The following is a 25,229-nucleotide window of genomic DNA, read 5'->3' on the forward strand; positions in this document are numbered from 1 at the left end:
GGGGGCTCCACGGCGCCGGGCGACGCCGAGTCCGCGGCCGTCGGCGGCGGGCGGGCCGGGGGCCGCCCGGTGGGCGTCGGGGCCGCCACTTCCGTCACCCACGCCTCCGTTGTCAGTGGCGGATGCCAGACTTCCGTGGGTGAGCGAATTCCCCATCAGCGCAAGCCCGGTGCCGAACCCGGCGCCAAGCCCGGCGGCAAGCCGGGGGGCAGGTCCCGGGGCCCCAAGGGCACCCGGCCGGCCGGCCGCCCCGCGGACGCCGGGGACGGCGCTGCGGCGACGGCTGGCGGAGCTGCGCGGACCTGACGTACGGCCGCAGCCGCTGGAGGAGCCCGCCCTCGCCGCGCTCGCGGCGAACCCGGGCTGCCGCAGACGGGCCCTGCTCGACGGCGCCGGGGTGCCCAAGGCGGAGCTCGCGCGCTCGCTCGGCGCGCCCGCCGCGTTCGGCCAGTCCCAGTTCGCGTTCATGCGGGGACACGCCTTCGAGGCGCGGGTCAAGGCCGACGGCGGCGCGGAGCTGCTGCGCCTGACCCACGCGCACCTGGGCGGCGGACCCGAGCCGGTGCCCGGCGAGGCGCGCGTGCCGGACCTGTCGGCGGCGGGGCCCGAGGGCCGGAGCGCCCGCACGGAGCTGGCCCTGCGCGAGGCCACGGCGGCCGGGGCCTGGACGCTGCTCGACCACCCCATGCTGGTGCTCGACGTCGCGGGCACCCCGGCGTTCCTGGAGCCGGACGCGGTGGTCGTCGCGCCGGACGGCACCTGGACGGTGGTGGAGATCAAGTCGTTCCCGATGGTCGACGGCGCCGCGGACGCGGCCAAGGTGGGCGCCGCCGCCCGCCAGTCCGCGGTGTACGCCCTCGCCCTTCAGGACGCCGCCGCCCGCCTCGACCCGGCCCCCGAGGTGCGCCACCGGGTGCTGCTCGTGTGCCCCAAGGACTTCTCGAACCTCCCGGCGGCGTCGGCCGTGGACATCCGCAAGCAGCTCTCCGTGACCCGCCGCCAGCTCTCCCGGCTGACCCGCGTCGAGGAGATCGCGGCGACGCTGCCGCCCGGCACGACGTTCGACGTCACCCGCTCCCCCGCCGAGCTGACCGCCGCGGTCGAGGCGGTCCCCGCGACGTACGCCCCCGAGTGCCTGGCCGCCTGCGAGCTGGCCTTCCACTGCCGCGCCCGGGCCCGCGCCGCCGACGAGGTGACGGCCCTCGGCCGCTCGCTGCGGGCCGAGCTCGGCGCGCTGACCACGGTGGAGGCGGCCCTGGCCGCCGCCCGCGGCGAGGCCGGGGACCCGGACGACCCGGCGGTGGCGGCCCTGCGCCGCGCCGGGGAGCTGCGGGCCGAGGCACTGGCGGGAGGGGCGGCGTGAGAGCGGTCGGCACGCCGGGCCCCCCGGGCCCGTACGGCACGATGACGGCGAGGCACCCCCGATGACCCTGACCGACGACTTGGCCCGCCTTGAGGCGACGGCCACCGGCCGGGCCCGGCCCCGGGCCACCGTCCGCCACCGGCACCTCTCCGAGCGGCCCCTGGTCTTCGTGCCGCTCACCACGGCGGGCGAGGCCGGAGCCCCGCTCGGCGCGCTGATCGGCACCGAGCGCACGTCACCGCGGCTGCTCGTCGTCCCCCAGCCCCGCGACCGCGACCTGCGCTTCGCGTTCCTCGCGCAGCTCGCCGACACCGTGCTGCCGTACGTGGAGTCGTACGCGGACGACGTCGAGGCGGCCGAGCGCACCGAGACCGACCCGGAGACCGGCAAGCGCGTCAAGGTCGAGGTCGACCTGTGCGCGGACGCCCCCCAGCTCATCGTGCCGAGCCGCGCGGGCATCGAGTTCGTGCGGCTGCTCGGCCGCTCCACGCGGTTCCGCCGCACCGCCGAGCAGGACCCGGACACGCCGCACCCGGCGCCGCCGCGCGTGCCGCTGCTCGGGCGCTGGCTGACGCACTTCGGGGAGCGCGCCCGCGTCCCCGGCTCGGCGCTGCTCCTCGCCATGACGGACCTGCTGTCCCGGCACTGGGCGACCGGCCAGTCCAGCCTGGAGGAGCAGCATTTGGGCGCGCTGCTCGCCTGGATCGAGGCGCCCGCCGGCGGCTCGGGCGCCGAGGCGGCGCTGCGCGCGGAGCTGGCGCGGGACGCCGCCGGGCAGTTGCTGTGCCCGCCCGCGGGCCCGGCCACCGACCCGGCGTTCGACAACGACCTGCTGGCCCCGGCCGTCGAGCGCTACGACCGCGCGCGGACGGCCCTCGCCGCCGCCGAGGACGGCCTGGCCGCCGACGCGCGCCTGGCGGAGCTGACCGCGGCGGAGCGGGAGATCCGCGCCCTCGTCGAGAGCCGCACCCGCCCCACCTGGGACGCGGTGTGGCGCGGGCTCGACGCGCTGTGCACGCTGCCCGCGGCGGAGCGCGCCGAGGACCGCTGGCGCAGCGACCGGTGGTCCTTCACCGCGCACCGCGACCGGGTCGCCGCCGGGGAGCCGCCGCAGCCGCGCCGGGACGACGCGGTGACGGCGGCGCAGAAGCTGGCCACCCGCGAGCGCGAGCAGGCGCGGCTCGACGCCCAGGAGGCGCTGGACGACCCGCTGGTGATGGCCGGGCGGCGGCTGCGCGGCGAGGCGTTCGCCGGGGAGGTCACCCAGGTGGTGATGGCGTACGGCGAGGGCAGGTCGCCGCGCCCGCGCCCCCTGGTCACCGTGCGCACGGCGGACCGGCCGCACCTGGACGAGGGCGTGAAGGTGTACCGCTCCCTGGGTGGCAAGCCGCAGGCCGCGCAGTTCGTGACGTACGCCGCCGATGGCGGCGACGGCAGGGACGGCGGCGCCGCGCTGGTGCTGCGGATCCTGGACAAGATGGGGCGCGGCAAGGAGCCCGAGCCCGGGTCGGTGCCGGAGGCCGGCGACCGGCTGTGCTGGACGCTGTTCGAGCACGAGCAGCGGGGCGGGCCGAAGCTGCCCGACCCGGAGGACACCCCGTGGACGCACGGCGGCCCGCCGGACGCCACCGCCGAATCCCCCGACCCCGTGACCGCGGAGGACACCCTGTGACCCCTGCTCCCCCGGCCTCCCCGGCTGCCCCGGCCGCCTTCGACCCGGCCGCCGCGGCCGCCCGCGCCACCGACGCGATCCTGCGCGACACGCTGCACGGCACGCACCGCGGCGTCGTCGTGGACTCCCCGCCCGGCGCGGGCAAGTCCACGCTCGTCGTGCGGGCCGCGCGCGAACTGGCCGCGGCGGGCCGCCCGCTGATGGTCGTCGCGCAGACCAACGCCCAGGTCGACGACCTGGTCCTGCGCCTCGCCGAGAAGGACCCGGAGCTGCCGGTGGGGCGGCTGCACAGCAGCGACTCCGACCCGTACGACAAGGCGCTGGACGCGCTGGCGAACGTGCGGAAGTCCACGAAGGCGGCCGACCTCGCGGGCCTGGACGTGGTGGTGTCCACGGCGGCGAAGTGGGCGCACGTGCGGGGCGTCGAGCCGTGGGGCCACGCCATCGTCGACGAGGCGTACCAGATGCGCTCCGACGGGCTGCTCGCCGTGGCCGGGCTCTTCGAGCGGGCGCTGTTCGTGGGCGACCCCGGCCAGTTGGACCCGTTCGCGATCGCCGAGGCCGAGCAGTGGGCCGGGCTCGCCTACGACCCGTCGGCGAGCGCGGTGTCCACGCTGCTCGCGCACAACCCGGAGCTGCCGCAGCACCGCCTGCCGGTGTCCTGGCGGCTGCCCGCGTCGGCGGCGCCGCTGGTGTCGGACGCGTTCTACCCGTTCACGCCGTTCCGCAGCGGTACGGGCCCCGGGGACCGGGCGCTGGACTTCGGGGTGCCCTCGGACGGCTCCGGGCCCGACCGGGTCATCGACGAGGCCGCCGCCACCGGGTGGGGGCTCCTCGAACTGCCCGCCCGGCACACGCCGCGCACCGACCCCGAAGCCGTGCGGGCCGTGGCGCTGGTGGTGCGGCGGCTGCTCGACCGGGGCGGGGTGACCACGTCGGAGCGGTCGGCGGAGCCCGCGCCGCTGACCGCGGACCGGGTGGCGGTGGGCACCGCGCACCGGGACCAGGCGGCGGCCGTCCGGGCCGCGCTCGCCGGCCTCGGTGTGGTGGACGTGACCGTGGACACGGCGAACCGGCTCCAGGGGCGCGAGTACGACGTCACGGTGGTGCTGCACCCGCTGTCGGGGCGGCCGGACGCGACGGCGTTCCACCTGGAGACGGGGAGGCTGTGCGTGCTCGCCTCGCGGCACCGGCACGCCTGCGTCGTGGTGTGCCGGGCGGGGGTGGACGCGCTGCTCGACGACCACCCGGACACCGAGCCCGTGCAGTTGGGGGTGACGGTGAAGTTCCCCGACGGCTGGGACGCGATGATGACGACGTGGGACCACCTCTCGGCCCACCGCGTCCCCTGGCGCCCCTGACCGGCGCCCCCACGGTCTTGCGCGGCAAGGGACAATGGGTCCCGCACGGCGGTACACGAGGAAGGAACGCGACGATGGCGGAATCCGAGGCCCAGGGCAAGCGCATGCGCCCCGCGCCGTTGCTCTTCGAGCCCGCGGAAGCCGCCCGCGACCCGGAGCACTTCTTCGACCTGGAGTCCGTCGAGGACCCGCGGGAACTCCTCGCCCGCGCCACCGAGCTGGCCCTCGCCTTCCGCGCGGCGGCCGACCGGTCCGTGGAGTACCAGGCGATCGCGGCCGCGCAGCTCGCCGACCCGCGGCGGTTCGACCGGCTCACCCCGGCGGACATTGCCGAGCGCGCGCAGTGGACCGAGGACTACGCCAAGAAGATGGTGGAGTTCGGCCGGGACCTGCTGCGCCGGGAGAGCCCGGACACGCCTTGAGGCCCGCGGCCCCGGAAGTGCCCTGGGGCCCACGGCCCGGGAATCGTTCTGGGGCCCACGGCCCCCGGCATATGCCGAAGGGGGCACGGTACTCCCGGCGGCGGGGGCCCGTCCCGGTTTCCGGGAACTCCGCGGACGCGGCGACGCCCACCCGGTACTTGTGGGTGTCATGAGCAGCTCTTGTGTCACTGCCGACGGTGCCGCCTGGCTCGCCTCCGCGGAGACGCATCCGCGCCGGGTGCTCACCGACTGGCGGGAGCGGCCCGGCGCCCCGGCCGTGCTGTCCTGCGGGACCGTCTTCGACGTGGTGAGCGTGCCCGCCGTCTTCGGGCGGCGGATGGTGGGCCGGCTGTGGCGCGAGGGCCCGGGGTCGGGCCCCGTGGCCGTCCACCGGGGCCGCCTCCTGCTCTTCGCCGCGCCCGGCACCGCCCAGCGGCTGCCCTCGCTCCTGGAGTGGGAGGAGTGGGGCTCCGCCGTGCCGTCACCGCTGTGCCACGGCGCGGGGGACGCCGTCACCGTGCCGCCCCTCACGGCGGAGGCCCGCCCCACGGGGTCACGCTGGGTGGTCGCCCCCGACAGCCGGGCGCCCTGGCTGCCGGGGCCCGAGGTGGTGCTGTGGGCGTGCGTGCGGGCCGCTCGGGTGAGTGCCGGATCCGCGGTGCGTATATCGATTTTTCGTCGCGCCGATCAGGGTGCTAAGGTCTACGACGTCAGCAGGCGCCGCTAGCTCAGTTGGTTAGAGCAGCTGACTCTTAATCAGCGGGTCCGGGGTTCGAGTCCCTGGCGGCGCACGATGACGATGGCGAGGCATGTTCGCGGAACGCGCGAACCTGCCTCGCCATCTTCGTGTTCTGCGCGGCTTCGCCGCGCGTTGTGGGGGCTTCGCCACCCACACCCCCGTGAGGGCGGGGCTGGGCAGGGCAGGTTCGCGGGAAGCGCGTCACGGCTTGGCCCTCGTCGTATCCGCGCGGCTCGGCTGTGCGAGGTGGGGGCGTCGCCGCCCACAGACCCCGGGCCGGGACAGGGGAAACTTCCTCGTCGTTGCGGTTCGGTCTTCGCGGGCGCGAACGGTTGAGGGCTCCTCGGGCGCGAAGGCGCTTCGGCGGTATCCAGCAGCCGGGCCCCCTGGGCGGCGGGCTCGTCCAGGGCGCAGCGCGGTGCCCGGCTTTCTCACGCAGCGTGAGGGAGGTTCCGCGGTGGGTGGCAGGGCGTGGGGGTCAGGTCGGGGTTACTTCCACCGTCCAGGAACCCGTCGCCGTGCGCCCCTCCACGCCTACGCGCACGCCCGTGCCCGGCACCGTGAAGCTCTCCCCGGCGCGCACCGGCGCGTCCGCGAGGGGCGGATAGACCGATTCGCCCCAACACGCCTCCGTGCGCGGATGAGCGTCCACGACCTCCACGGGGCCGCGGCCCGACGCCGTGTCGCCGCGCACGCGGTACACGAGGACGCCCTCGCTGCACGTCTCCCGGTCGTTGCCCGCGGCGCCGCGCGCCTCGATCGCCACGACGCTGCCCCGGCCGGTGCGGACCACGGCCAGCTTGGTGCCGCCGACCTCGCCGCGGGCGGGCGGCACCGAGAGGGGCTCCAGGGTCAGCCGCCGGGCGTCCCCGCGCACGCACACCACCTGGCGCGGGTCGAGCCAGCCCAGCTTCCACTTGTGCCAGCCGAACAGGTCCGGGGCCATGCCGAACTGGCTGCCCATGACGTCCCAGTCGCCGACGTGCGTGTCCCAGTCGCCCTCGCCGCCGGTCGGGCGGTGGTACAGGTCCGGCAGGTCGAAGACGTGCCCCGTCTCGTGGGCGAGGACGTTGCGGTCCGGCGGGTGGCGCTCGAAGACCGTGACGATCCGGCGGATGCCGGTGCCGTCCACGCGCAGCGGCCGGTCCAGGTTCACGACCTTCGTGGCGTCCGAGTCGACGCCCGGGGCGTCCGGGTCCGCGACGAGGTACACGATGTCGTACGCGGAGAAGTCCACGTGCGGATCCGCCGCGTCGAGCGCGTCCCGCAGGTAGGCGGCGCGCCGCCGGGCGTCCCAGTCCCGCGCTATGGCGTACGCGGTGGACGGCTTCGGCATCCGGATCCACTCGGACTGGGGATGCGCGCGCAACTGGAACCGCCCGTACGAGGCACGGGCGAAGAAGTCACCGGTCTCGGGGAAGTGGTCCGCGGCCAGCTCCGCGGGCGTCGTCGCGGGCGGCGAGTCCGGGAAGGACAGGAAGACCATGACGGCGTCGCGGGCCCGGGTGGGGCGAGGATAGGCGGCGTTCCAGGTGTCGAGCCCCTCCGAGTGGTGGGCCCCGGTGCGCCGCAGGGCGCACGGACCCGCCGGCCCGTGGGCGACCGCGGGCCCGGCCACCAGGGACGTCGCGGCCATGGCGGTCAGGCAGGTGAACAGCGTGGCCGCGGTGCGCAGCCTCTCCCCTCCACGGGTGAGCGGCCTGGGACGGAGCTGACGCTCCACGTCGACCTCCGGGTGCGGAATGCGGGACACCCCACCCACCCTGTGGTGATTTGCCGACATTCGCCCAGTTTGTCTGACCTGACCGAGTGAACATGGTCGAGAAGGCCACACACCCGGCGCTCACTCACCGTCACAAGCGATCGTCGCAGAAAGGAAGCGGTAACGAGCCGAGCAGAAACGATCTGCCACGGACGGACGGACCGCCTCCGCGGAGTGCGGCGGCTGGAGGCGCCGCGGGCCACCCTCTATGATCGGCACACTTTCCGGGCCCCGTCGGCCGCCCGCCACCGGCCGATAGCCTCCCCGGACCCGCCAGGAACAGGGGCCCCATCGACCTGCTCGATCAATCGCACTGCGGGAGCAAGCGGTGAACGGAACGTCCGAAAGGCCGACCGCCACAGCGGTCGCAGCACCGGGCCGCACCCGGCCTGCCGTAACAGAGCGTAATCAATGCGGTGTCGCCGGGCCCCCCGTCCGGCACACGGCCGACTACCGCGCGGCCTTCGCCGCGGCGCCCCTCCCCCTCGCCGTCGTCGACAGCGAGGGGCTCGTCGTCTGCGCCAACGACGCGTTCGCCACCCTGCTCGGAGCGGACCACGCCGAGCTGCCGGGACGGCTCGCCGCCGACCTGGTGGACCTGGCGTCGGACACCCGCACCTGGCACGCCTACCTGGAGGTGCTCCGCGGCCGGCAGGCCAAACTGCGCTGTACCCGCAGACTCAAACATCCCGACGGGCACTCCCTGTGGACCCAGATCACCGTCTCGCCGCTGCCCGGCGAGCGGCAGGGGCCCGGCACGGTCCTGCTCGCCGCCGCCGACATCAGCGCCCGGCGCGACCTCCAGGCCCGGCTGCGCCACCTCCAGATGCACGACCCGGTGACCCGGCTGCCCAACCGCGCGCTGTTCTTCGAGCGGCTCGCCACCGCCCTGGAGGCGGGCGCGTACGACGACGCGAGCACGGGCCGCGTCGGCCTGTGCTACCTGGACCTCGACGGGTTCAAGGCGGTCAACGACACGCTCGGGCACCGCGTCGGGGACCGGCTGCTCGCCGCCGTCGCCGAACGCCTGACCGCCTGCGCCGACCGGGCCGCCTACGGCAGGACGTCCGCGCCGCTGGTGGCCCGGCTCGGCGGGGACGAGTTCGCGCTGCTCGTGGAGGACTCCACGGGCACGGACCAGCTCGCGGAGCTGGCCGACGCCGCGCTGCTCGCCCTGCAGGAGCCGTTCGAGCTGTCCGGGCAGCGGCTGTCCCTCTCGGCGTCCATCGGCGTCGTCGAGCGGCGCGCCGCGGGGACCACCACGACCGGCCTGATGCAGGCCGCCGACACGACGCTGTACTGGGCGAAGACCGACGGCAAGGCCCGCTGGACGCTCTTCGACCCGGAGCGCAACGCGCACCGCATGACCCGCCAGGCGCTTGCCAGTTCGCTGCGGCCCGCCGTGGAGCGCGGCGAGTTCGTCCTGGACTACCAGCCCCTCGTGGGCATGGAGGACGGCGGGCTGCACGGCGTGGAGGCCCTCGTCCGGTGGGACCATCCACAGTTCGGACTGCTCACGCCGAATCGGTTCATCGGATTGGCCGAAGAGGACGGCTCGATCGTGCAGCTCGGCCGCTGGGTGCTGCGCACGGCCTGCCTCCAGGCGCGCCGCTGGCAGGTGGAACACCCCGAGCGGCCGCCGGTGTTCGTGAGCGTGAACGTCGCCGTGCGCCAGGTCTGGGACTCCGACCTCGTCGCGGACGTCGCGGAGATCCTCGCCGACACCGGGCTCGCGCCCCAGCTCCTCCAGCTCGAACTGACCGAGTCCGCGGTCATGGGTTCCGCCGGGCGCCCGCTCCAGGCCCTCCAGGCGCTGAGCGAGATGGGGGTGCGCATCGCCATCGACGACTTCGGCACCGGCTACTCCAACCTCGCCTACCTCAGCCGCCTCCCGGTGTCCGTGCTCAAGCTGGACGGGTCGTTCGTCCGGGGCTTCCAGTACGAGGAGCCGTACGCGGACGGGACGGGGGACGGGACCGCGGACGGGCTCGTCAACCCCGCCGACGAGGTGATCGTCGAGGCCATGGTGCGCCTCGCCCACCAGCTCGGCCTCACGGTCACCGCGGAGTGCGTGGAGACCGCCGGGCAGGCCGAGCGGCTGCGCCGGATCGGCTGCGACACCGGGCAGGGGTGGCTGTACTCCCGGGCCGTGGCGGCCGACCGCATCTCCGTGCTCCTCGGGGCGGGGCGGCTGCCGGCGACAGCGGCGTGACGTGGCGCCCGGGCGGCGGCCCGGCGCCGTGACGCCGGGCCGCCCGGCCGGGTGCCTCCCCCACCCCCGTCGGGGGCGGCACCCGGGCTCCACTAGGGCTTCTCGGGCTCCTTGGGCAGGCCGTACGCGTCGGCGATGAGTTCGTAGCTGCGCAGGCGGACGTCGCCGCCGTGCGCGTTGGCGGTGAGCATCAGCTCGTCGGCGCCGGTGCGCTTGGCGAGGTCGTCGAGGCCCGCGCGCACCTGGTCGGCGGTGCCGTGGACGACGTTGCTGTTCCAGCTCGTGACGAAGTCCCGCTCCAGCTCCGTGAACGGGTACGCCGCCGCCTCCTCGGGCGTGGGCACGAGGCCGGGGCGGCCGGTGCGCAGCCGGACCATGTTGAGGGCGGCGGCCATGACCTGGCGGCGGGCCTCTTCCTCCTCGTCCGTGGCGAGCGCGGAGACGCCGATGAGGGCGTACGGCGCGTCGAGGACGGCCGACGGGCGGAACGACTCGCGGTACAGGTCGAGCGCGGGGAGCGTGTTCTGCGCGGAGAAGTGGTGCGCGAAGGCGAACGGCAGGCCGAGCACGCCCGCGAGGCGGGCGCTGAAGCCGGAGGAGCCGAGCAGCCAGATCGGCGGGCGGTGCGGGGACTGCACGCCGCCGGGGGAGGTGGCCTGCACGGGGCCCGGGACCGCGTGGATACGGGCGTAGGGGTGGCCGTCGGGGAAGTCGTCGTCGAGGAACCGGGTCAGCTCCGCGAGCTGCTGGGGAAAGTCGTCGGCGCCCTCGTTGAGCCGGTCCGTGCGGCGCAGGGCGGCCGCGGTGGCGCCGTCCGTGCCCGGGGCCCGGCCGAGGCCGAGGTCGACGCGGCCCGGGGCCAGGGCCTCCAGGGTGCCGAACTGCTCGGCGATCACCAGCGGGGCGTGGTTGGGCAGCATGACGCCGCCCGAGCCGAGGCGGATGCGGGTGGTGTGGGCGGCCAGGTGGGCGAGGATCACGGCCGGGGACGAGGAGGCCACGCCGGGCATGGAGTGGTGCTCGGCCACCCAGTGGCGGTGGTAGCCGCGGGATTCCGCCAGCTTGGCGAGGGCGACGCTGGTGTGCAGGGCGTCGGTGGCGGTGCGGCCGGAGCCGACGGTCACGAGGTCCAGGACGGACAGGGGCGTGGGGGCGGTGCCGCGGGGCTCGGCGCGGATGCCCTCCGCTGTCGCGTCGGGCTTCTGGTGACCGTGCTCGTCCGTTGCCACGGGGGCCTCCTGCTGTGCTGTGCGTACGCTCTGCCGAGGGGGCAACAGGAGGGGGGCTCCGCTTATTCCCGGGGGTGCCCTCGCGGGGGGCGCCCCAGTCCCGCCCCTTTCCCGAAACCAGGGGCTGCCGCCCCTGGACCCCGCTTTTTTCGGCGCTCCGCGCCTCGTCCTCAAGCGCCGGACGGGCTGGATCTTTCCGCCGAGCGCGGCTGAAGATCTTCAGCCGTGGATGCGCCGGAACGTCTCCGCCGTGGCGGGAGATATCTCAGCCCGTCCGGCGTTTGAGGACGAGCGCGCCAGCGCGATCCGGGGGTCCAGGGGGCGGAGCCCCCTGGTTTCGGGAAAGGGGCGGGACTGGGGCGCACCCGCGAGGGCACCGACAGGAGGGACATCGTGCCGGAAGGGCACACCATTCACCGCCTCGCGGCCGACCACCGCGAGCGGTTCGCGGGCCGACCGGTGCGGGCCACCAGCCCGCAGGGCAAGTTCTCCGACAGCGCCGCCCTGGTGGACGGCCGGCCCCTCACCACCGCGGAAGCCCACGGCAAGCACCTCTTCCTCGGCTTCGCCGAAACCGGCTGGATCCACATCCACCTGGGCCTCTTCGGCAAGTACACCTTCGGCGACGCCCCCGCCCCGCCCCCCACGGACACCGTCCGCCTGCGCCTGGCGGACGACACCCACTACAGCGACCTCCGCGGCCCCACCACCTGCGCCCTGATCACCGACGGCGAGAAGCGCGACATACACGCCCGCCTCGGCCCGGACCCGCTGCGCCCGCCGGGCGGCGAGAACGACCCGGACAAGGCCTGGCGCCGCGTCTCCCGCAGCCGCACCACGATCGCGGCCCTGCTCATGGACCAGAAGGTCGTCGCGGGCGTCGGCAACGTCTACCGCGCCGAGGTCCTGTTCCGCCACGGCATCGACCCGTACACGCCCGGCAAGGACCTCACGCACCGCCAGTGGAACGCGATCTGGGCGGACCTGGTGGACCTGATGCGCGAGGGCGTGCGCAACAACCGCATCGACACCGTGCGGCCCGAGCACACCCCCGAGGCGATGGGCCGCCCGCCGCGCGTGGACGACCACGGCGGCGAGGTGTACGTCTACCGCAGGGCCCGGATGGCCTGCCACGTCTGCGGCACCGAGATCCGCACCGCCGACCTGGCCGCCCGCAACTTGTTCTGGTGCCCTGGGTGCCAGCGGGGAACGACCTGAGACGGCGGGGGAAGCCAGCCCGTCCGGCGCGTGAGGACGAGCGCGCCGACGCGACACCCTGCCTAAGGCCCCCCGGCCAGCCCTCGTTAGAAGCCGTGCGGCAGCCAGGGCGCCACCGCCGATCCGAAGGCCAGGCTCGCCTCCGCCAGCGCGCCGGGCCGCAGTTCGCGCACGCGTCCCGCGCGGGCCAGCTCCGCGAGGCGGACGCCGCCGAGGTAGGCCGCGCCCAGGTCCCGTACGGACAGGGCGAGGTCGGCGGGGGCCGACGCCTCGTCCGCGCGCTTGCAGGACGCGCCCTTGGGGTCGCCCGTCAGCCGCCACCGCCCCTCGTTCCAGGGGCAGAAGCCGTCCTCGACGTCCAGGACCAGGTCCACCGGCGCCTGGTACGTGCGCGCCTCCAGGGCCGCGCCGACGTCCACCAGGCGTACGTGCAGCGAGTCCCGCACCACGAGCCCGCAGCGGCGCACGTCCGACGCGAGGTGCAGCAGCGGGTCGTCGACCGGGCGGTTCAGCGTCTCGATCCGCGAGGTGAGGTCGATGTCGAAGAGGAAGCGCCACAGCGCGGCGTACGCGCCCGGCTCCAGCGCCTCCACCGCCCGTACGAGGACCGTGCCCTCGGGCCCCCGCGCGTCCCACTCGGGCTTGACCGCGAAGTGCGCGTACCCGACCACCTCGCCGGAGCGCTCCGCGAGCACGCACTGCAACGGCGAGGCCCCGTTCCGGTCCTGCGCGGGGTCGAGAAGCGGGAGCCGCTCCCAGCCGGGCCGGCGCGCGAGCATCCCCGGGCGGCCCGGCACCACGCGCGCGTACACCGCCTCGCAGGCCGCAGCGGCCTCGGCGGGGGCCACGTACCGCAGCCGCACCTCGTCCGTGCCCGCGGGCACCGTGAGCCGCACCCGCGTCGTGTCGATCGACGCCTTGAGCGACCAGGACGCCGTGCCGTACCCGAACCTGCCGTAGATCACCGGCTCGGACGCCGTCAGGACGGCCAGCGCCTCCCCGCGCGCCCGCACGTCGTCCAGTTGCCGCCGCATCATCGCCGTGAGCAGGCCGCGGCGCCGGTGCGTGGCCGCCACGCTGACCATCGTCACGCCCGCCGCGTCCACCAGCGCGCCGCCCGGCACGGACAGACGGAAGCTGAACGCGCCCGCCGTGCCCACGCAGGCGTCGCCCTCCCAGACGCCCAGCGAGCGTTCGCACTCGGTGAGGTCGTTCCACAGCTCACGCTCCTCGGGGGACTCCGCCAGACCGCCGAAGGCCCGTTCCAGCGTTCCGTACCACCGGTCCCAGTCGCTCTGGCCCAACTCCCGTAATTCTGCTGTCATATGCCATGCCTACCAGGGCTCCAAGGGCGCGGCGAATCGTTTTCCGCGGACCGGAACGCGCGTGGGGACGCTGGGCGCGGTGATACGGGTGAGGTGCCCCTGAAGGGGGACAAGAGGTACCTCCCGTGCGAAGCGCCTGGCCCGGTGGATAGGGTCCACGAGCAATGGCGGTACGACGAGACAGGCGTGAGCGGCACTCCCCGCGCGAGCGGCGCGCCGCAGCCGAGACGTTCCCGGCCCGGATGAAGAAGCGGCTGCACCGGGCCCGCATAGGGCTGCGCAAATCCGGGGTGGACTACTTCCGCGGCGACGGCTCCGACTGGGTGGCGCTCGCCGCGCTGCTGTTGACGGTCCCGGTCATCACCGTGTGCACGATCGTCAACCCGGTGTGGTTCGCCCCGGCCGCGCTCGTCCTGCCGATCGTCGCGGGCGGACTCCTGCTCAGACCCTCCAGCCTGCTCGGCCTGTACGCCGCGTCGGCGGCCGCCCTCATCGTGGAGTCCGCCAAGCTCGGCCCGTACACCCAGGGCCCGGCCCGGGTCACCCCCGGCACCGTCCTGACCGTCGCCGCCTGCGGCTTCTTCGGGCTGCTCATCGCCCAGTTCCGCAGCCGGGTCGGCGTGCCCTGGCGCGGCGGCGGCACCATGCTCTTCGACCTGCGCGAACGCATCCGCGTACAGAGCAAGCTGCCGAAGCTGCCGCGCGGCTGGCACCGCGAGATGGCCCTGCGGCCGGCCGGCGGCCAGTCCTTCTCCGGCGACTTCGTGGTCGCCGCCCGCACCAACGGGGGCCGCACGCTGGAGGTCGTCCTGACGGACGTCTCCGGCAAGGGCATGGACGCCGGGTCGCGGGCCCTGCTCCTGTCCGGCGCCTTCGGCGGCCTGCTCGGCTCGCTGCCGCCGCACGCCTTCCTGCCCGCCGCCAACGGCTACCTCCTGCGCCAGGACTGGGACGAGGGCTTCGCCACCTCCATCCACCTGGTCCTCGACCTGGAGACCGGCGACTACGAACTCCTCTCCGCGGGCCACCTGCCCGCGCTGCAACTGAGCGCGGGCACCGGCCGCTGGGAGGAGAAGTCCGCCGACGGGCCCCTCCTCGGCGTCTTCGACGGAGCCCAGTTCGACCCCGTCAAGGGCTCGTTGCGCCCCGGCGACGTCCTCATGCTCTTCACCGACGGCATCGTCGAGGCCGCCGACCGCGACATCGCCGAGGGCATCGACCGCCTCACCGGCGAGGCCGACCGGTACGTGGCCGGGGGCTTCCACGGGGCCGCGTGGCACCTCATCGAGGCGGTGGCGAAGGACGTGAACGATGACAGGGCGTTGTTGTTGATCTGCCGCGAGGCCTGACCTGGCCCCTGGGCCTTGCGCGGTTCCCCCCTCCCACCCACCCACCCGCACAGCCCCAGCCCCCCGCCCGGCCCCGACCTGACGGCTTCCCCCACCGCCGTCGACTGCCCGCCTTCCCACCCGCCCACCCGCACAGCCCCGGCGGCCTGCCCGGCCCCGACCTGGCGGCTTCCCCCGCCGCCGTCGGCTGCCCGCCTTCCCACCCGCCCACCCGCACGGCCCCGGCGGCCGGGCTGGGCCCCGACCTGGCGGCTTCCCCCACCGTCGTCGGCTGTCGGCCTTCCCTCCCACCCCACCCCGCACAGCCCCGGCACTCCGCCCGGCCCCGACCTGGCGGCTTCCCCCGCCGCCGTCGGCTGCCCGCCTTCCCACCCGCCCACCCGCACAGCCCCGGCGGCCTGCCCGGCCCCGACCTGGCGGCTTCCCCCGCCGTCGTCGGCTGTCGGCCACCCACCCGCCCGTGGGGCCCCGGCTTGCCCGTTACCCACCCGCCCCCCGGTATGCCGTGGCGGCTTGCACCGCCGTCGTCGGCCACCCGCTTCCCGCCCGCCCGTACGGCCCTGGCGGCCTGCTCCGGCCCCGGCCTGGCGGCATGCTCGCCGTCGTCGGCTCCCCGCGCTCCCCACCTGCCCACCCGTACGCCGCAGCGACCTACCTCAGCCCTGGCCTGGCCGCTTCCCGTTCGCCACTCGCCCGCCCGTACGGCCCTGGCAGCTTGTCCCGGCCCGGACTGGTGGCCTGTATGTGACTGATTACCCAATCGTTCTTGTCAAGCGGTCAAGGTGGTGGCTGCACGCTCTGAGGAAGCCAGGTCGCGTGCACGGCCCACCGTGAGAGTGGTTGTCAGACCTCCCTCGGACAATGTGTTCGTGAGCCTGCACTACGAAGTGGTATTCGCCTGTTTTCTCCGGGACGGGACGCCCGAGCCAGTCCTGGACGCGCTGCGGTGGCACATTGGCGCCAGGGCAGACCGCCCGTGGCACCTCGATGCGGATGAGCACCCGTATCCGCTGCTGGCGCCGGATCCAGACACCTATCTGGCGGGCGGGGACTTCGCGTCCCTGCGGCACCAGTCCCGCGGCAACTGGAATGCCTGGGGACTGTTCACCCGAAACTTCTGGCTGGACGATGGCATCGGTGAGCTGGTGACGATCCTGGACCTGCTGGCGCCCCACGTCGAAGATTCCGGATACGGCGGATTCATGCGAGAGGAAGACGACAGCAAGCCGTCGATCTTCACGTTCCGCGACGGGGCCTACGACCTGCAGACGGACTGACTGACTCGGTGCAAGCACTTCACGTGGCGGCCGCGTGCAGCTCAGGTAGCTCGGAAGTCCAGTGTCGTTGATCTCGAATGAGGGCCCATGGAACGTCGAGCCGACGGCGAGCGAGAGCGAGGTTCGCCTGCTTGTGGCTCTGTCCTCGTTCCGCTTTCGGTCGTGGAAGGCCTTCGATGTGAGGCAGAAGCGGGCCGCGATCGGGCGGAGAGGTAGAAGACGCGCAGGAGTCGGTGGTGGTAGCGGTGTGGTCGGCGCATGTTGCCACTGATCCGGCCTGAGTTCCACGGAACCGGTGCGAGACCGGTGACTCCGGTGAGGCGTCCAATGTCCCCGCCGGTGCAGGCGATGAACTCCGCCCTCAGCAATGGGCCCATTCCGGGCATGCTGGTGATCACTTCCGCATCGCGATGTTCACGGAAGCGGCCGCGATCTTCCGGTCGACGACCGCGATCTCCTCGTCGAGCGCCAGCACTGCCTTGGCTAGGGTGCAGACCACCTCGGCGGCCGCTGCCTCCCCGGCGACGGCTGTGTGCTGGGCCTGTGCCGCAGCGACGGCGGCGTCTGCCTGGGCGGGTTCCGCGTACTTTGCGGTTCTTGGACTAGATCGCCAGCCGGTCGCCCCGATCCGGCGCAGGGCAGCCGGCGACTGGTGGCCGGTCAGCAGGATGAGAGCACCCTTGGAAGCGGCGTAGTCGAACGCCCGCTCTAGGGCGGGGGAGTACTCCAGCAGCTGAGCCCGCATGCGGTTGATGGCGCGGGTGCGGTCTGCGGCGAGGTCGTAGCGGCGGGCGGTGAGGGTCTTCAGGTCCACCGCGATCTCGTCCCATTCCTGCAGTGGCCGCAGGTCCCGGCGCATCCGTGCCTGGTCGGCGATGACGTAGGCGTCCTTCGCATCCGTCTTGCCGTCCCCGCGGTAGCCACGGGAGGCGTGGTGCTCCAGGAGCTAGGGCTCGTTGTTGGGAATCCGACGCGAGAGCACCCTTGTCCCGCCGTGTCGATCACCGTGCAGTGATGCGCGGCCTTGCCTGCGTCCGTCCCCGCCCAGAGCTCGGGCACCCGAGCCTCCCTCGTCGATCGGTTGACCGGTCTCTGCAGACGACCACGCCGACGTGTCCTTACGGAGTGATCTTGGTTCGCTCATCCCAATGAGTGGCCGTGTCGTCGCGGGGCGCCGGGCGGCCAATCAGTCAAAGCCACACCTACGGCATGAACGCGCTAAAGCCACACCCAGGCCCCGGGGTCTCCCGATCGTACGAAGGACCGGAATCAACCCGCCACAAGGTAAGGAGTGCCTCAGTTGGCGAGTGAGGCGCTGAGTTGGCGAGCTGAGTTACGTGGGCGGCCAGGGTTGCAAGAGGGCCTCGTTACCCACTGCAGCGGGGATCTTGCGACGATCCTCGGCATGACCTCGTCTTCTGCCGACCGCTCTCGCTCCGACGATCCCTTCGCCGAGATCGGCGATCCCGTCCTGGCCGTGGCGGACAAGCGCAGAGGCCTGGTCGCCGTGGCCGGCGCGCACGAGTACGACCAGGCGAAGACGGTCGGCGTCTTCCACGTCGCCGGCCGCGCCCGCCGCTGGCTGCTGCACTCGCAGCACCCCGTGAACGCGATGGCCTTCCACCCGACCCTCCCCCTGCTCGCCATGGGATCCGGCGCGTACGACGGCGGCTACTACTTCGAGGGAGAGCTTCTGCTCCTCCACCTGGAGACCGGCACCGCGCTGTCGCTCATCGAGCACCACCTCGGCCGCCAGGTCCTCGGACTGGAGTGGCTGAACGAAAAGGACCTCCGTGTCCTGATGGCGCCACCCGACGACTGGAAGGACGGACAGGCCCACGAGGAAGGACACGTCGTCGTGGTACGCCGCGCCGACTGGACCGCGGTCGAAGCCAAGTCGCTCACCGGCAGAGACCTGGCCGGCCCTCGTGTGCCTGCGCCCCGCCCGGACCATCGCGAAGCTGCCCGACAGGTGGTCGACCGTCTGAGGGCGACGAGGACACGCCGGCACCACACCAGCCGAGGACACCGGTGAGGACCGGCTGACGCTCAACTCCCCGCCTGGGGGCGCTCAGTCACACTGCATCGCCGTTGTCAGCCCTCCGCCCACCCGCGGCGCCACACCCATCGGTTCCGCTCCGGCCTGGCGGCTTCCCCGCGCTGTGGGCCGTCCGGAACGCACCCGCCCGCCCGTGCAGCCTCTACGGCCTGGCCGAGCCCTGCCCCGTTGGCTCGCACCGTCGTCGTCGGCCATCCGCTACCCACTCGCCTGCCTGTGCGGCCTCGGCGGCCTGTCCCGGCCCGGCGGGGCCGGTGCCTTGCGTTGCCCTCGTCGGCCGTCCGTCCCCCTACCCGTGGCGCCACACCCACCGGTCGGGCACCGGCCTGGCGGCTTGCACTGCCCTTCGTCCCCCCCTGTAACGCCACACCAACCGCCCCAGCCCCCGCCCGGCCGCTCGCGGTGCGTCGCTGGCTGCCGTGCACCGATGCCTCGTGGCCTTCCGCCTCCGCCGTGCGGCCCTGCCCCGGGGGCGGGTGGGCGGGGGAACGCAGCCCGTCCGGCGTGGGAGGACGAGGTGCGGAGCGGCGGTGCAGGGTGGCGGTCCCTGGTTCGGGGTGGTGGGGGCGGGTGGGGGAAACCCCACCCTTGATCCGCCGGGTCGCCTCATGGCTCGGGGCGGGGGCGGATCCGTACGTTCGATGCATCAAGCACGTACAGGACGACGGAAGGACAGCAGGCCATGGGGCTGCGCAGGAAGAAGCACTGGGGCGGGCAGGCCGCCGGGCCCGGCCGGGAGGGGTCCGCCTGGGCGGTGGAGCTGCGCGGCGTCCGGCGGCAGTACGGCCGGGGCGACCGCGCCGTGCACGCCCTGCGCGGCATCGACCTCGCCCTGCCCCGCGGCAGCTTCACCGCCGTGATGGGCCCCTCCGGCTCCGGCAAGTCCACGTTCCTGCAGTGCGCGGCCGGCCTGGACCGGCCCACCGAGGGCACGGTCCGCCTCGGCGGCACCGACATCACCGGCATGAGCGAGAACAAGCTCACGGCCCTGCGCCGCACCCGCCTCGGCTTCGTCTTCCAGGCCTTCAACCTGCTGCCCTCGCTCACCGTCGAGCAGAACGTCCTGCTGCCGATGCGGCTCGCGGGCCACCGGCCCGACCGCCGCAAGGCCGCCGACGTACTGGCCCGCGTGGGCCTCGGCGACAAGGGCAGGCGCCGCCCCGGCCAGCTCTCCGGCGGCCAGCAGCAGCGCGTCGCCATCGCCCGCGCCCTGGTCACGGACCCGGACGTGGTGTTCGCCGACGAGCCGACGGGGGCCCTGGACACCACCACGGCCGCGGAGGTCCTCGGCCTGCTGCGCGGGGCCGTGGACACGATGGGCGCCACCGTGGTGATGGTCACCCACGACCCGAACGCCGCCGCCTACGCGGACCGCACCCTGTTCCTCGCCGACGGCGCGATCGTCGACCGGCTGGAGCGCGCCCCGGCCGCGCGCATCGCGGAGCGGCTGACGGCGCTCACCGCGCCCGCGCCCGCCGCCGCGTACACGGAAGCGGCTGCGGCATGAGCTACGTACCCAACGGCCTCGCCCGCGCGGCCGTCCGCTTCAAGCCCGCCGCGTTCGTCGGCACGTTCGTCGCGCTGATGATGGCGTCGCTGATCGTGTCCGCGTGCGGCATCCTCCTGGAGACGGGCCTGCGCGCCTCCGTGCCGCCCGAGCGCTACGCGGGCGCCCCCGTCGTGGCCGCCGCCGACCAGCGGATCCACTACGGCAGCGGCGACAGCGCCTCCACCGTGTCCGTCCCGGACCGGGCCCGCCTCGACGCCTCCCTGGTCGCGAAGGCGGGCGCGGTGCCCGGCGCGCGCAAGGCCGTCGTGGACGTCACCTTCCCCGTCACGCTCCCGGCCGAGGGCGGCACCCGGGCGCTGACCGCGCACGGCTGGGGCTCCACCGCCTTCACCGGCGAGAAGCTCACGGCGGGCCGCGCGCCCGCCGCGGGCGAGGCCGTCGTGGCCGGCACGGGCGCCCGCGTCGGCGACCGCCTCACGCTCACCACCGCCGCCGGGCCGAAGGACGTCCGCGTCTCCGGCACGGTCGGCGGCACGGGCGCGCCCACCGTCTGGTTCACCGACGCCGAGGCGGTCCGCGCCTCCGGGCACCCGGGCCGGGTCGACGCGATCGCGGTCCTGCCCGAGGACGGCGTCCGGGACGGCGCGCTCGCCTCCCGGGTCGCCGACGCGCTCGGCGACAAGGCCGAGGTGCACACGGGCGACGACCGCGGCGGCGCCGAGGACCCCTCGCTCACCGAGGCCGAGGAGCTGCTCACCGGCCTCGGCGGGTCCTTCGGCGGCATCGCCGCCATGGTCGCCGTGTTCACCGCGGCCGGCACCGTCGCGCTCTCCGTCGGCCAGCGCGCCCGCGAGTTCGCGCTGCTGCGCGCCATCGGTACGACGCCGCGCCAGGTGCGCCGCACCATCGCCACCGAGACCCTGCTCGTCGCCCCGCTCGCGGGCGTCGTCGGCTGCCTGCCGGGCATCGCCCTGGCGAGCTGGTGGTTCGGGCAGCTCAAGGACCGGGGCGCCGTACCGGAAGCCGTCGACCTCGCCGTCTCCTGGCTGCCGCTCCTGATCGCGGCCGCCACCACCGTCGTCACCGCGCTGGCCGCCGGGTACCTGGCCGCCCGCCGCCCCTCCCGCATCAAGCCCGGCCAGGCCCTCAGCGAGGCCTCCGTGGAACGGCTGCCCGTGGGCTGGATCCGCACCCCGCTCGGCGTCGGCGCGGTCGTCGGCGGCATCGTCCTGTCCCGGGTCGCCGCCACCGCGACCGGCGAGGACGCGGCCAACGCCGCGCTCGGCGTGGTCATGCTGTTCATGCTGGCGGTGGCCCTCCTCGGCCCGCTGGTGGCCCGCGGCTGCGCGGCCCTCTTCGGCCTGCCGCTGCGCGGAGCCGGCGCCTCCGCCTCCCTCGCGGCCGCCAACTCCCGTACGAACGCCCGCAGGCTGGCCTCCGCGATCACTCCGATCGTGCTGGCCATGGCCTTCGCCTCCACGCTCGTCTTCATGCACACCAGCGAGGAGAAGGTGGCGGCGGACCAGCAGCGCGACGGCATCACGGCCGACCACATCGTGTCGTCCCCGGCCGGCTTCGGCCCGGCCGCCGTCCGCGAGGCCGCCCGGACGCCCGAGGTGGAAGCGGCCGTCGGCCTGCTGAAGACGTCCGTCCTGCTGCCCATGGGCTCCGGCGGCGACCGCTGGCTCCAGTCCGCGACCGCGCAGGGCGTCACCGGCACCGCCGGTGACCTCGCCCGGGTGCAGGACCTCAAGGTGGAGACGGGCCGACTCGCCCTCGGCAAGGGGCAGGTCGCCGTCGACGCCACCCTCGCCGACTCCGCGCATCTGAAGACCGGCGACCGCGTCGACATGCGCCTGCCCGACGGTACGAGGACACGGCCGACGGTCGTGGCGACGTACGAGCGCGGCCTCGGCCTGTCCCAGATCACGCTGCCCGCGTCGGCCGTACGGCAGCACGTCACGGCCGCGCTCGACACGGAGATCTGGACCAAGGGCGGCACGGCCGCCGCGCTCGCGCCCCTCGGCACGGTCCACGACCGGGACGGCTACACCACCGCCCAGTCCCTCGACCGCGAGGTCAACGCCTGGGCCAACAGCGTCATGGCGGCCGTCCTCGGAGGCTTCGCCGCCGTCGCCGCCGCCAACACCCTGGTCATGACGGTCCTCGACCGCCGCCGCGAGCTCGGTACGCTGCGCCTGATCGGCTCCACCCGCCGCCAGGTGATGCGCATGATCCGCTGGGAGGCCCTCCTCGTGACCGGCGCGGGCGTGCTCATCGGCACGGCCATCGCCCTGGCCACCCTCGTCCCCATGATGCGAGGCCTCACCGGCGAGCCCCCGTACATCCCACCCCACCTCTACGCGGCCTTCGCAGGCGCAACCCTCCTCCTGGGCCTCACAGCCACCACCCTCCCGGCCCGAGCAGCGTTGAAGACCACGTCCTAGATGTGGACGCCGCCCTGCTGCGGGCAACAGCTCGCAGGCGCGGGGCGTGCCCCCCCGCTGTGGGCAGTCGTCCCGCATGGCGATGGGGGTCCCCCTGCTCGAGCGCAGCCGAGAGCTTGGGGGAGGGTGGGCACAGCCCCAGGTGCCGAGCAACTGCGCACCTGGGGCTGTGCGAAGGGAAACCGAACCGCGCGGGGGCCGGGGGCCTCGGCCCCGGTGGGCCTACCGCCCAGGTGAACCCGCCCGCTCGCGGGCGAGCTCCGCCGCGTCCCGCCGGAAGGCCCACTCCATCCGAGGCTCCATCGCGAACCGGAACACCCGCCGCACCGGCGGCGTACACAGCGCCGTGACCACCACCGCGGCCACCACCGAGACGAACACCTCGCCCAGGGGCCGGTGCAGCCACGCGTAGTCGTCGAACCAGCCCCAGAACCGGGACCCCTTCGCGAGGAACCCGTGCAGCAGATACCCGTACAGGGTCCCCGCGCCGAGCACGGTGAACCACATCGTGCGCCGCGGCACCCACGCGAAGAAGCAGGCGGTGAGCAGCACCGAGCAGCCGAACAGCGCCAGCGTCATCACGACGCCGACCCACCAGGGCACGCCCAGCTCCTGGGCGCTGTCGCGCCGGTAGAACCAGACGGACGTCATCCGCGGCGCCGCCCAGTACGCGAGCGCGACCGCGCAGGCGAACACCGGCACGGCGAGGAGGCGCACCTCGCGCCGCCGTACGAGCTGGAAGTGCTCGGGCCTCAGGAACAGGCCGAGGACGAAGAACGGCAGGAACTGCAGGACCCGTTGGAGGTCCAGGTCGTCGCCGATGTCGGGGGAGGTGACGGCCAGCACGGCCACGCACAGCGCGAGCGGCACCGGCCGGCGGACGACCTTCCACAGCGGCACCGTCATACGCCACACGAACAGGGCGATCAGGAACCAGGTCAGGTACCAGGGGTCGAGCAGGCTGATCGGCTGCGACGGGTCGTCGTCCGCCCAGCGCTTGAAGAAGGTGTAGGCGACCTCGAAGACGATGTACGGCACGGCGACGCCGGTCACCAGGCGCTTGAGCCGGTCGGGCCGCATGTCGAAACCGCGGGAGAAGTAGCCGGAGATGAGGATGAAGGCCGGCATGTGGAAGGTGTACACGGTCATGTACAGCGCTTCGGCGGTGCGGCTGTGATCGGTCAGCGGCTCCCAGGCGTGCCCCAGGGCGACGAGCACGATCGCCAGGTACTTGGCGTTGTCGAAGAACGCGTCGCGCTGCTTGCCGGGGCGGCTCGCGGGGCCGGGGCCGGGGCGTCGGGCGGGAGCGGCCGGGTGCGGGGCGTGGGGGGCGGGCGGGGGTACCGCGTGTCGGGGGGAGCGGGCCGGGCGCGGGCCGGGTGCCGTGGCGGGTGCTTCCTGGACGGGGGGCAGGGGCGCCCGGTGCCGGCCGTGCGGCTGCACGGAGTGCGTCACAGGCCCTCCCACCATGAACTCGGTGAGACGATCCGGGACCGCACGGCGCCTGCGGGGGTCATGGCAGCGTGGGACATCTGGGGCACCCTAGCGTCGGGCCGGTCTTCCCGTAAAACGCCGTTCTCATTCGTCCTCTCAATAACGCGGCATTGCGTCGGGGCGTGTCCCGGCAACGCGTCCGGTGGGTTCGGCTCTTTCGCGCGCGCCTCCGGCCCGTCGGCGCGCCGGATTCCCGCATTCGCGCTGCGCCTACCCCGTCGATCGGCCGGATAACTGTCCGAAACGTCATAGCTCGTACCGCTTAAATCGTGCATAACGCCCGGGGGCGACTCCGGTGGAATGTCCGGTTGATTGGTGCGTGGCGGTTATGGGTCTTCCGGTCGATGTGTTCTCGGTGGTTCTGCGCATTCCTGTGAACCGTTTGTGCGGATAACGCGGCGCAGGAGTGAGGAAACGATGCCTGGCCATGGAAACGATCACGTCGAATTCGCCCGGGAGGGGAACCGTCGAATTGTCGTGCGGATGTCCGCGGGGGCCCCGCGGCGCCCGCACCGGACGCCCCCCGGCACGTCCGGGGCGGGTGCGTCACTGGTCAAGCCGTGGCCGACGATGTGTCACCGGCCGCATAGCGCGGGCCTGTTGGTGGCACGATGGTTCCTGGCGGGGGAGTGCGGGGCCGTACCCCCCGGGCGGGAGAGCGACCGACCTAGGGTGTGATCAGTGTGGCCATTTCGCTGTCAGTGGTACTGCTGTTGGCGATCGTTCTTGTCATGATGGTGCGTCAGGGAAACATCAAGGTCTGGCCCGCCATCGTCGCCGCGACATTCGGCTTCACCCTCGCCTCGACGGGAATGGCCGACGACATCCAGGAGCTCCTCAACTCCTTGGCGGAGACCATCGGCGACATACAGTTCTGATCCGGTCCGATCCGGACGTATCAGCGGTGATCGGGCGTCCGGCCGCCCGTCACGGCAGCGGTGGGAGGCGGGGGAGCGGTGCCGTTGCGGGAAACCGATCCGGAGGTGGTGGGCGGCTATCCCGTCGAGGGCCGCCTCGGTTCGGGAGGGATGGGCGTCGTCTATCTCGCGCGCTCCCCGTCCGGGCGGCGCCTCGCGGTCAAGGTCGTGCACGCGCAGTACGCCGACGACCCGGAATTCCGCACCCGGTTCCGCCGCGAGGTGGCGGCCGCCCGGCGGGTGAGCGGCGCGTTCACGGCCCCCGTCGTGGACGCCGACGCCGATGCCCCGAGCCCCTGGATGGCCACGCTGTACATCCCGGGCGAGGACCTGGGCGCGTACGTACGCCGCCACGGCCCGCTGCCCCCGGACCGGCTGCCGGAGCTCGCCGCGGGCCTCACCGAGGCCCTGCGCGACATACACCGCGCCGGCGTGGTCCACCGCGACCTGAAACCGGCCAACGTGATGCTGGCCGAGGACGGCCCCCGGGTCATCGACTTCGGCGTGTCCCGCGCCGCCGGGACCGCGGCCGGCGACCCCCTCACCCAGACCGGCCGCGTCATGGGCACCCCGCCCTACATGTCCCCCGAGCAGCTCACCGCCCCCCGGGACGTGGGCCCCGCCTCCGACGTCTTCTCCCTCGGCTCGGTCCTGGTCCACGCGGCCACGGGGCGCGGCCCCTTCGACGACGCCTCCCCGTACGAGACGGCCACGCGCGTCGTGAAGGAGGACCCCGACCTCACGGGCGTACCGGACGCGCTGCGCCCCTTCGTCGCCCGGTGCCTCGCCAAGCGCCCCGAGGACCGCCCCACCCCCGACGCCCTCCTGGCCCTGCTGCGCGGCGAGCCCCTGCCGCCCCCCGCCCGGCCCGCC

Annotated in this window: 18 protein-coding genes, 1 tRNA gene and 1 pseudogene; 15 read left to right on the forward strand and 5 right to left on the reverse strand. The window is 74.2% G+C overall.

What is annotated here, in order from left to right; translation table 11 throughout:
* The first annotated feature begins 271 nt into the window (after positions 1 to 271).
* The 6 genes from IE330_RS30125 to IE330_RS30150 all read left to right on the forward strand — a co-directional run bounded on the left by IE330_RS30125 (position 272) and on the right by IE330_RS30150 (position 5,609).
* Positions 272 to 1,363, forward strand: coding sequence for a hypothetical protein (locus tag IE330_RS30125; protein ID WP_190139343.1), 1,092 nt, complete (start codon positions 272 to 274; stop codon positions 1,361 to 1,363).
* Between the two features lie 61 nt (positions 1,364 to 1,424).
* Positions 1,425 to 3,035, forward strand: coding sequence for a hypothetical protein (locus IE330_RS30130; protein WP_190139328.1), 1,611 nt, complete (start codon positions 1,425 to 1,427; stop codon positions 3,033 to 3,035).
* Positions 3,032 to 4,396, forward strand: coding sequence for an AAA domain-containing protein (locus IE330_RS30135; protein ID WP_190139329.1), 1,365 nt, complete (start codon positions 3,032 to 3,034; stop codon positions 4,394 to 4,396). Before IE330_RS30130 ends, IE330_RS30135 begins: the two co-directional genes overlap by 4 nt.
* A gap of 74 nt (positions 4,397 to 4,470) precedes the next feature.
* The gene (locus IE330_RS30140) at positions 4,471 to 4,818 is read left to right on the forward strand and encodes a DUF8844 domain-containing protein (protein ID WP_190139330.1); all 348 of its coding nucleotides are present in this window, start codon (positions 4,471 to 4,473) and stop codon (positions 4,816 to 4,818) included.
* A 169-nt stretch (positions 4,819 to 4,987) separates the two neighbouring features.
* The gene (locus tag IE330_RS30145) at positions 4,988 to 5,545 is read left to right on the forward strand and encodes a bifunctional DNA primase/polymerase (protein WP_190139331.1); all 558 of its coding nucleotides are present in this window, start codon (positions 4,988 to 4,990) and stop codon (positions 5,543 to 5,545) included.
* Positions 5,536 to 5,609: transfer RNA gene (locus tag IE330_RS30150), tRNA-Lys, on the forward strand. Before IE330_RS30145 ends, IE330_RS30150 begins: the two co-directional genes overlap by 10 nt.
* A gap of 426 nt (positions 5,610 to 6,035) precedes the next feature.
* On the opposite strand, the gene IE330_RS30155 is transcribed toward IE330_RS30150, so the two are convergent.
* Positions 6,036 to 7,310 (reverse strand): M6 family metalloprotease domain-containing protein, encoded by a 1,275-nt coding sequence (locus IE330_RS30155; protein WP_229926030.1) that lies wholly within the window; start codon positions 7,308 to 7,310, stop codon positions 6,036 to 6,038.
* Positions 7,311 to 7,647: 337 nt separating this feature from the next.
* Between IE330_RS30155 and IE330_RS30160 the strand changes: the two genes are divergently transcribed.
* Positions 7,648 to 9,531 (forward strand): putative bifunctional diguanylate cyclase/phosphodiesterase, encoded by a 1,884-nt coding sequence (locus IE330_RS30160; RefSeq protein ID WP_190139333.1) that lies wholly within the window; start codon positions 7,648 to 7,650, stop codon positions 9,529 to 9,531.
* A 92-nt stretch (positions 9,532 to 9,623) separates the two neighbouring features.
* On the opposite strand, the gene IE330_RS30165 is transcribed toward IE330_RS30160, so the two are convergent.
* The gene (locus IE330_RS30165; protein WP_373314756.1) at positions 9,624 to 10,760 is read right to left on the reverse strand and encodes an LLM class flavin-dependent oxidoreductase; all 1,137 of its coding nucleotides are present in this window, start codon (positions 10,758 to 10,760) and stop codon (positions 9,624 to 9,626) included.
* A 393-nt stretch (positions 10,761 to 11,153) separates the two neighbouring features.
* Here IE330_RS30165 and IE330_RS30170 point away from each other — a divergent pair, with 393 nt between their 5' ends.
* Positions 11,154 to 11,978: an Fpg/Nei family DNA glycosylase gene (locus IE330_RS30170; protein ID WP_190139334.1), complete on the forward strand. Its 825-nt coding sequence runs from the start codon at positions 11,154 to 11,156 to the stop codon at positions 11,976 to 11,978.
* A gap of 86 nt (positions 11,979 to 12,064) precedes the next feature.
* Here IE330_RS30170 and IE330_RS30175 read toward each other — a convergent pair whose 3' ends face one another.
* A complete protein-coding gene (locus IE330_RS30175; protein ID WP_190139335.1) occupies positions 12,065 to 13,303 on the reverse strand; it encodes a GNAT family N-acetyltransferase in 1,239 nt (412 codons plus the stop codon).
* 164 nt (positions 13,304 to 13,467) lie between these two features.
* On the opposite strand from IE330_RS30175, the gene IE330_RS30180 reads away from it, so the two are divergent.
* Both IE330_RS30180 and IE330_RS30185 read left to right on the forward strand, forming a co-directional pair.
* The gene (locus IE330_RS30180) at positions 13,468 to 14,652 is read left to right on the forward strand and encodes a PP2C family protein-serine/threonine phosphatase (protein WP_190139336.1); all 1,185 of its coding nucleotides are present in this window, start codon (positions 13,468 to 13,470) and stop codon (positions 14,650 to 14,652) included.
* An 869-nt stretch (positions 14,653 to 15,521) separates the two neighbouring features.
* On the forward strand, positions 15,522 to 15,929 hold the full coding sequence (locus tag IE330_RS30185; RefSeq protein WP_190139337.1) for a hypothetical protein: 408 nt from the start codon (positions 15,522 to 15,524) through the stop codon (positions 15,927 to 15,929).
* Between the two features lie 19 nt (positions 15,930 to 15,948).
* Here the strand turns inward: IE330_RS30185 and IE330_RS30190 are convergent.
* Positions 15,949 to 16,988: pseudogene (locus IE330_RS30190) on the reverse strand (IS110 family transposase).
* Positions 16,989 to 17,334: 346 nt separating this feature from the next.
* On the opposite strand from IE330_RS30190, the gene IE330_RS30195 reads away from it, so the two are divergent.
* The 3 genes from IE330_RS30195 to IE330_RS30205 all read left to right on the forward strand — a co-directional run bounded on the left by IE330_RS30195 (position 17,335) and on the right by IE330_RS30205 (position 21,945).
* Complete coding sequence (locus IE330_RS30195) at positions 17,335 to 17,964, forward strand: hypothetical protein (protein WP_190139338.1); 630 nt, start codon at positions 17,335 to 17,337, stop codon at positions 17,962 to 17,964.
* A gap of 706 nt (positions 17,965 to 18,670) precedes the next feature.
* Positions 18,671 to 19,495: an ABC transporter ATP-binding protein gene (locus IE330_RS30200; RefSeq protein ID WP_229926031.1), complete on the forward strand. Its 825-nt coding sequence runs from the start codon at positions 18,671 to 18,673 to the stop codon at positions 19,493 to 19,495.
* Positions 19,492 to 21,945: an ABC transporter permease gene (locus tag IE330_RS30205; RefSeq protein ID WP_190139339.1), complete on the forward strand. Its 2,454-nt coding sequence runs from the start codon at positions 19,492 to 19,494 to the stop codon at positions 21,943 to 21,945. Before IE330_RS30200 ends, IE330_RS30205 begins: the two co-directional genes overlap by 4 nt.
* A gap of 222 nt (positions 21,946 to 22,167) precedes the next feature.
* Here the strand turns inward: IE330_RS30205 and IE330_RS30210 are convergent, their stop codons facing one another.
* Positions 22,168 to 23,400 (reverse strand): acyltransferase family protein, encoded by a 1,233-nt coding sequence (locus IE330_RS30210; RefSeq protein WP_190139340.1) that lies wholly within the window; start codon positions 23,398 to 23,400, stop codon positions 22,168 to 22,170.
* A 722-nt stretch (positions 23,401 to 24,122) separates the two neighbouring features.
* Here IE330_RS30210 and IE330_RS30215 point away from each other — a divergent pair.
* Positions 24,123 to 24,317 (forward strand): hypothetical protein, encoded by a 195-nt coding sequence (locus IE330_RS30215; RefSeq protein ID WP_190139341.1) that lies wholly within the window; start codon positions 24,123 to 24,125, stop codon positions 24,315 to 24,317.
* Positions 24,318 to 24,395: 78 nt separating this feature from the next.
* On the forward strand, positions 24,396 to 25,229 hold an 834-nt coding region (locus IE330_RS30220), incomplete at its 3' end, for a serine/threonine-protein kinase (RefSeq protein ID WP_190139342.1).

It is taken from the genome of Streptomyces longispororuber (genome assembly GCF_014656095.1).
Taxonomy (GTDB): Bacteria; Actinomycetota; Actinomycetes; order Streptomycetales; family Streptomycetaceae; genus Streptomyces; species Streptomyces longispororuber.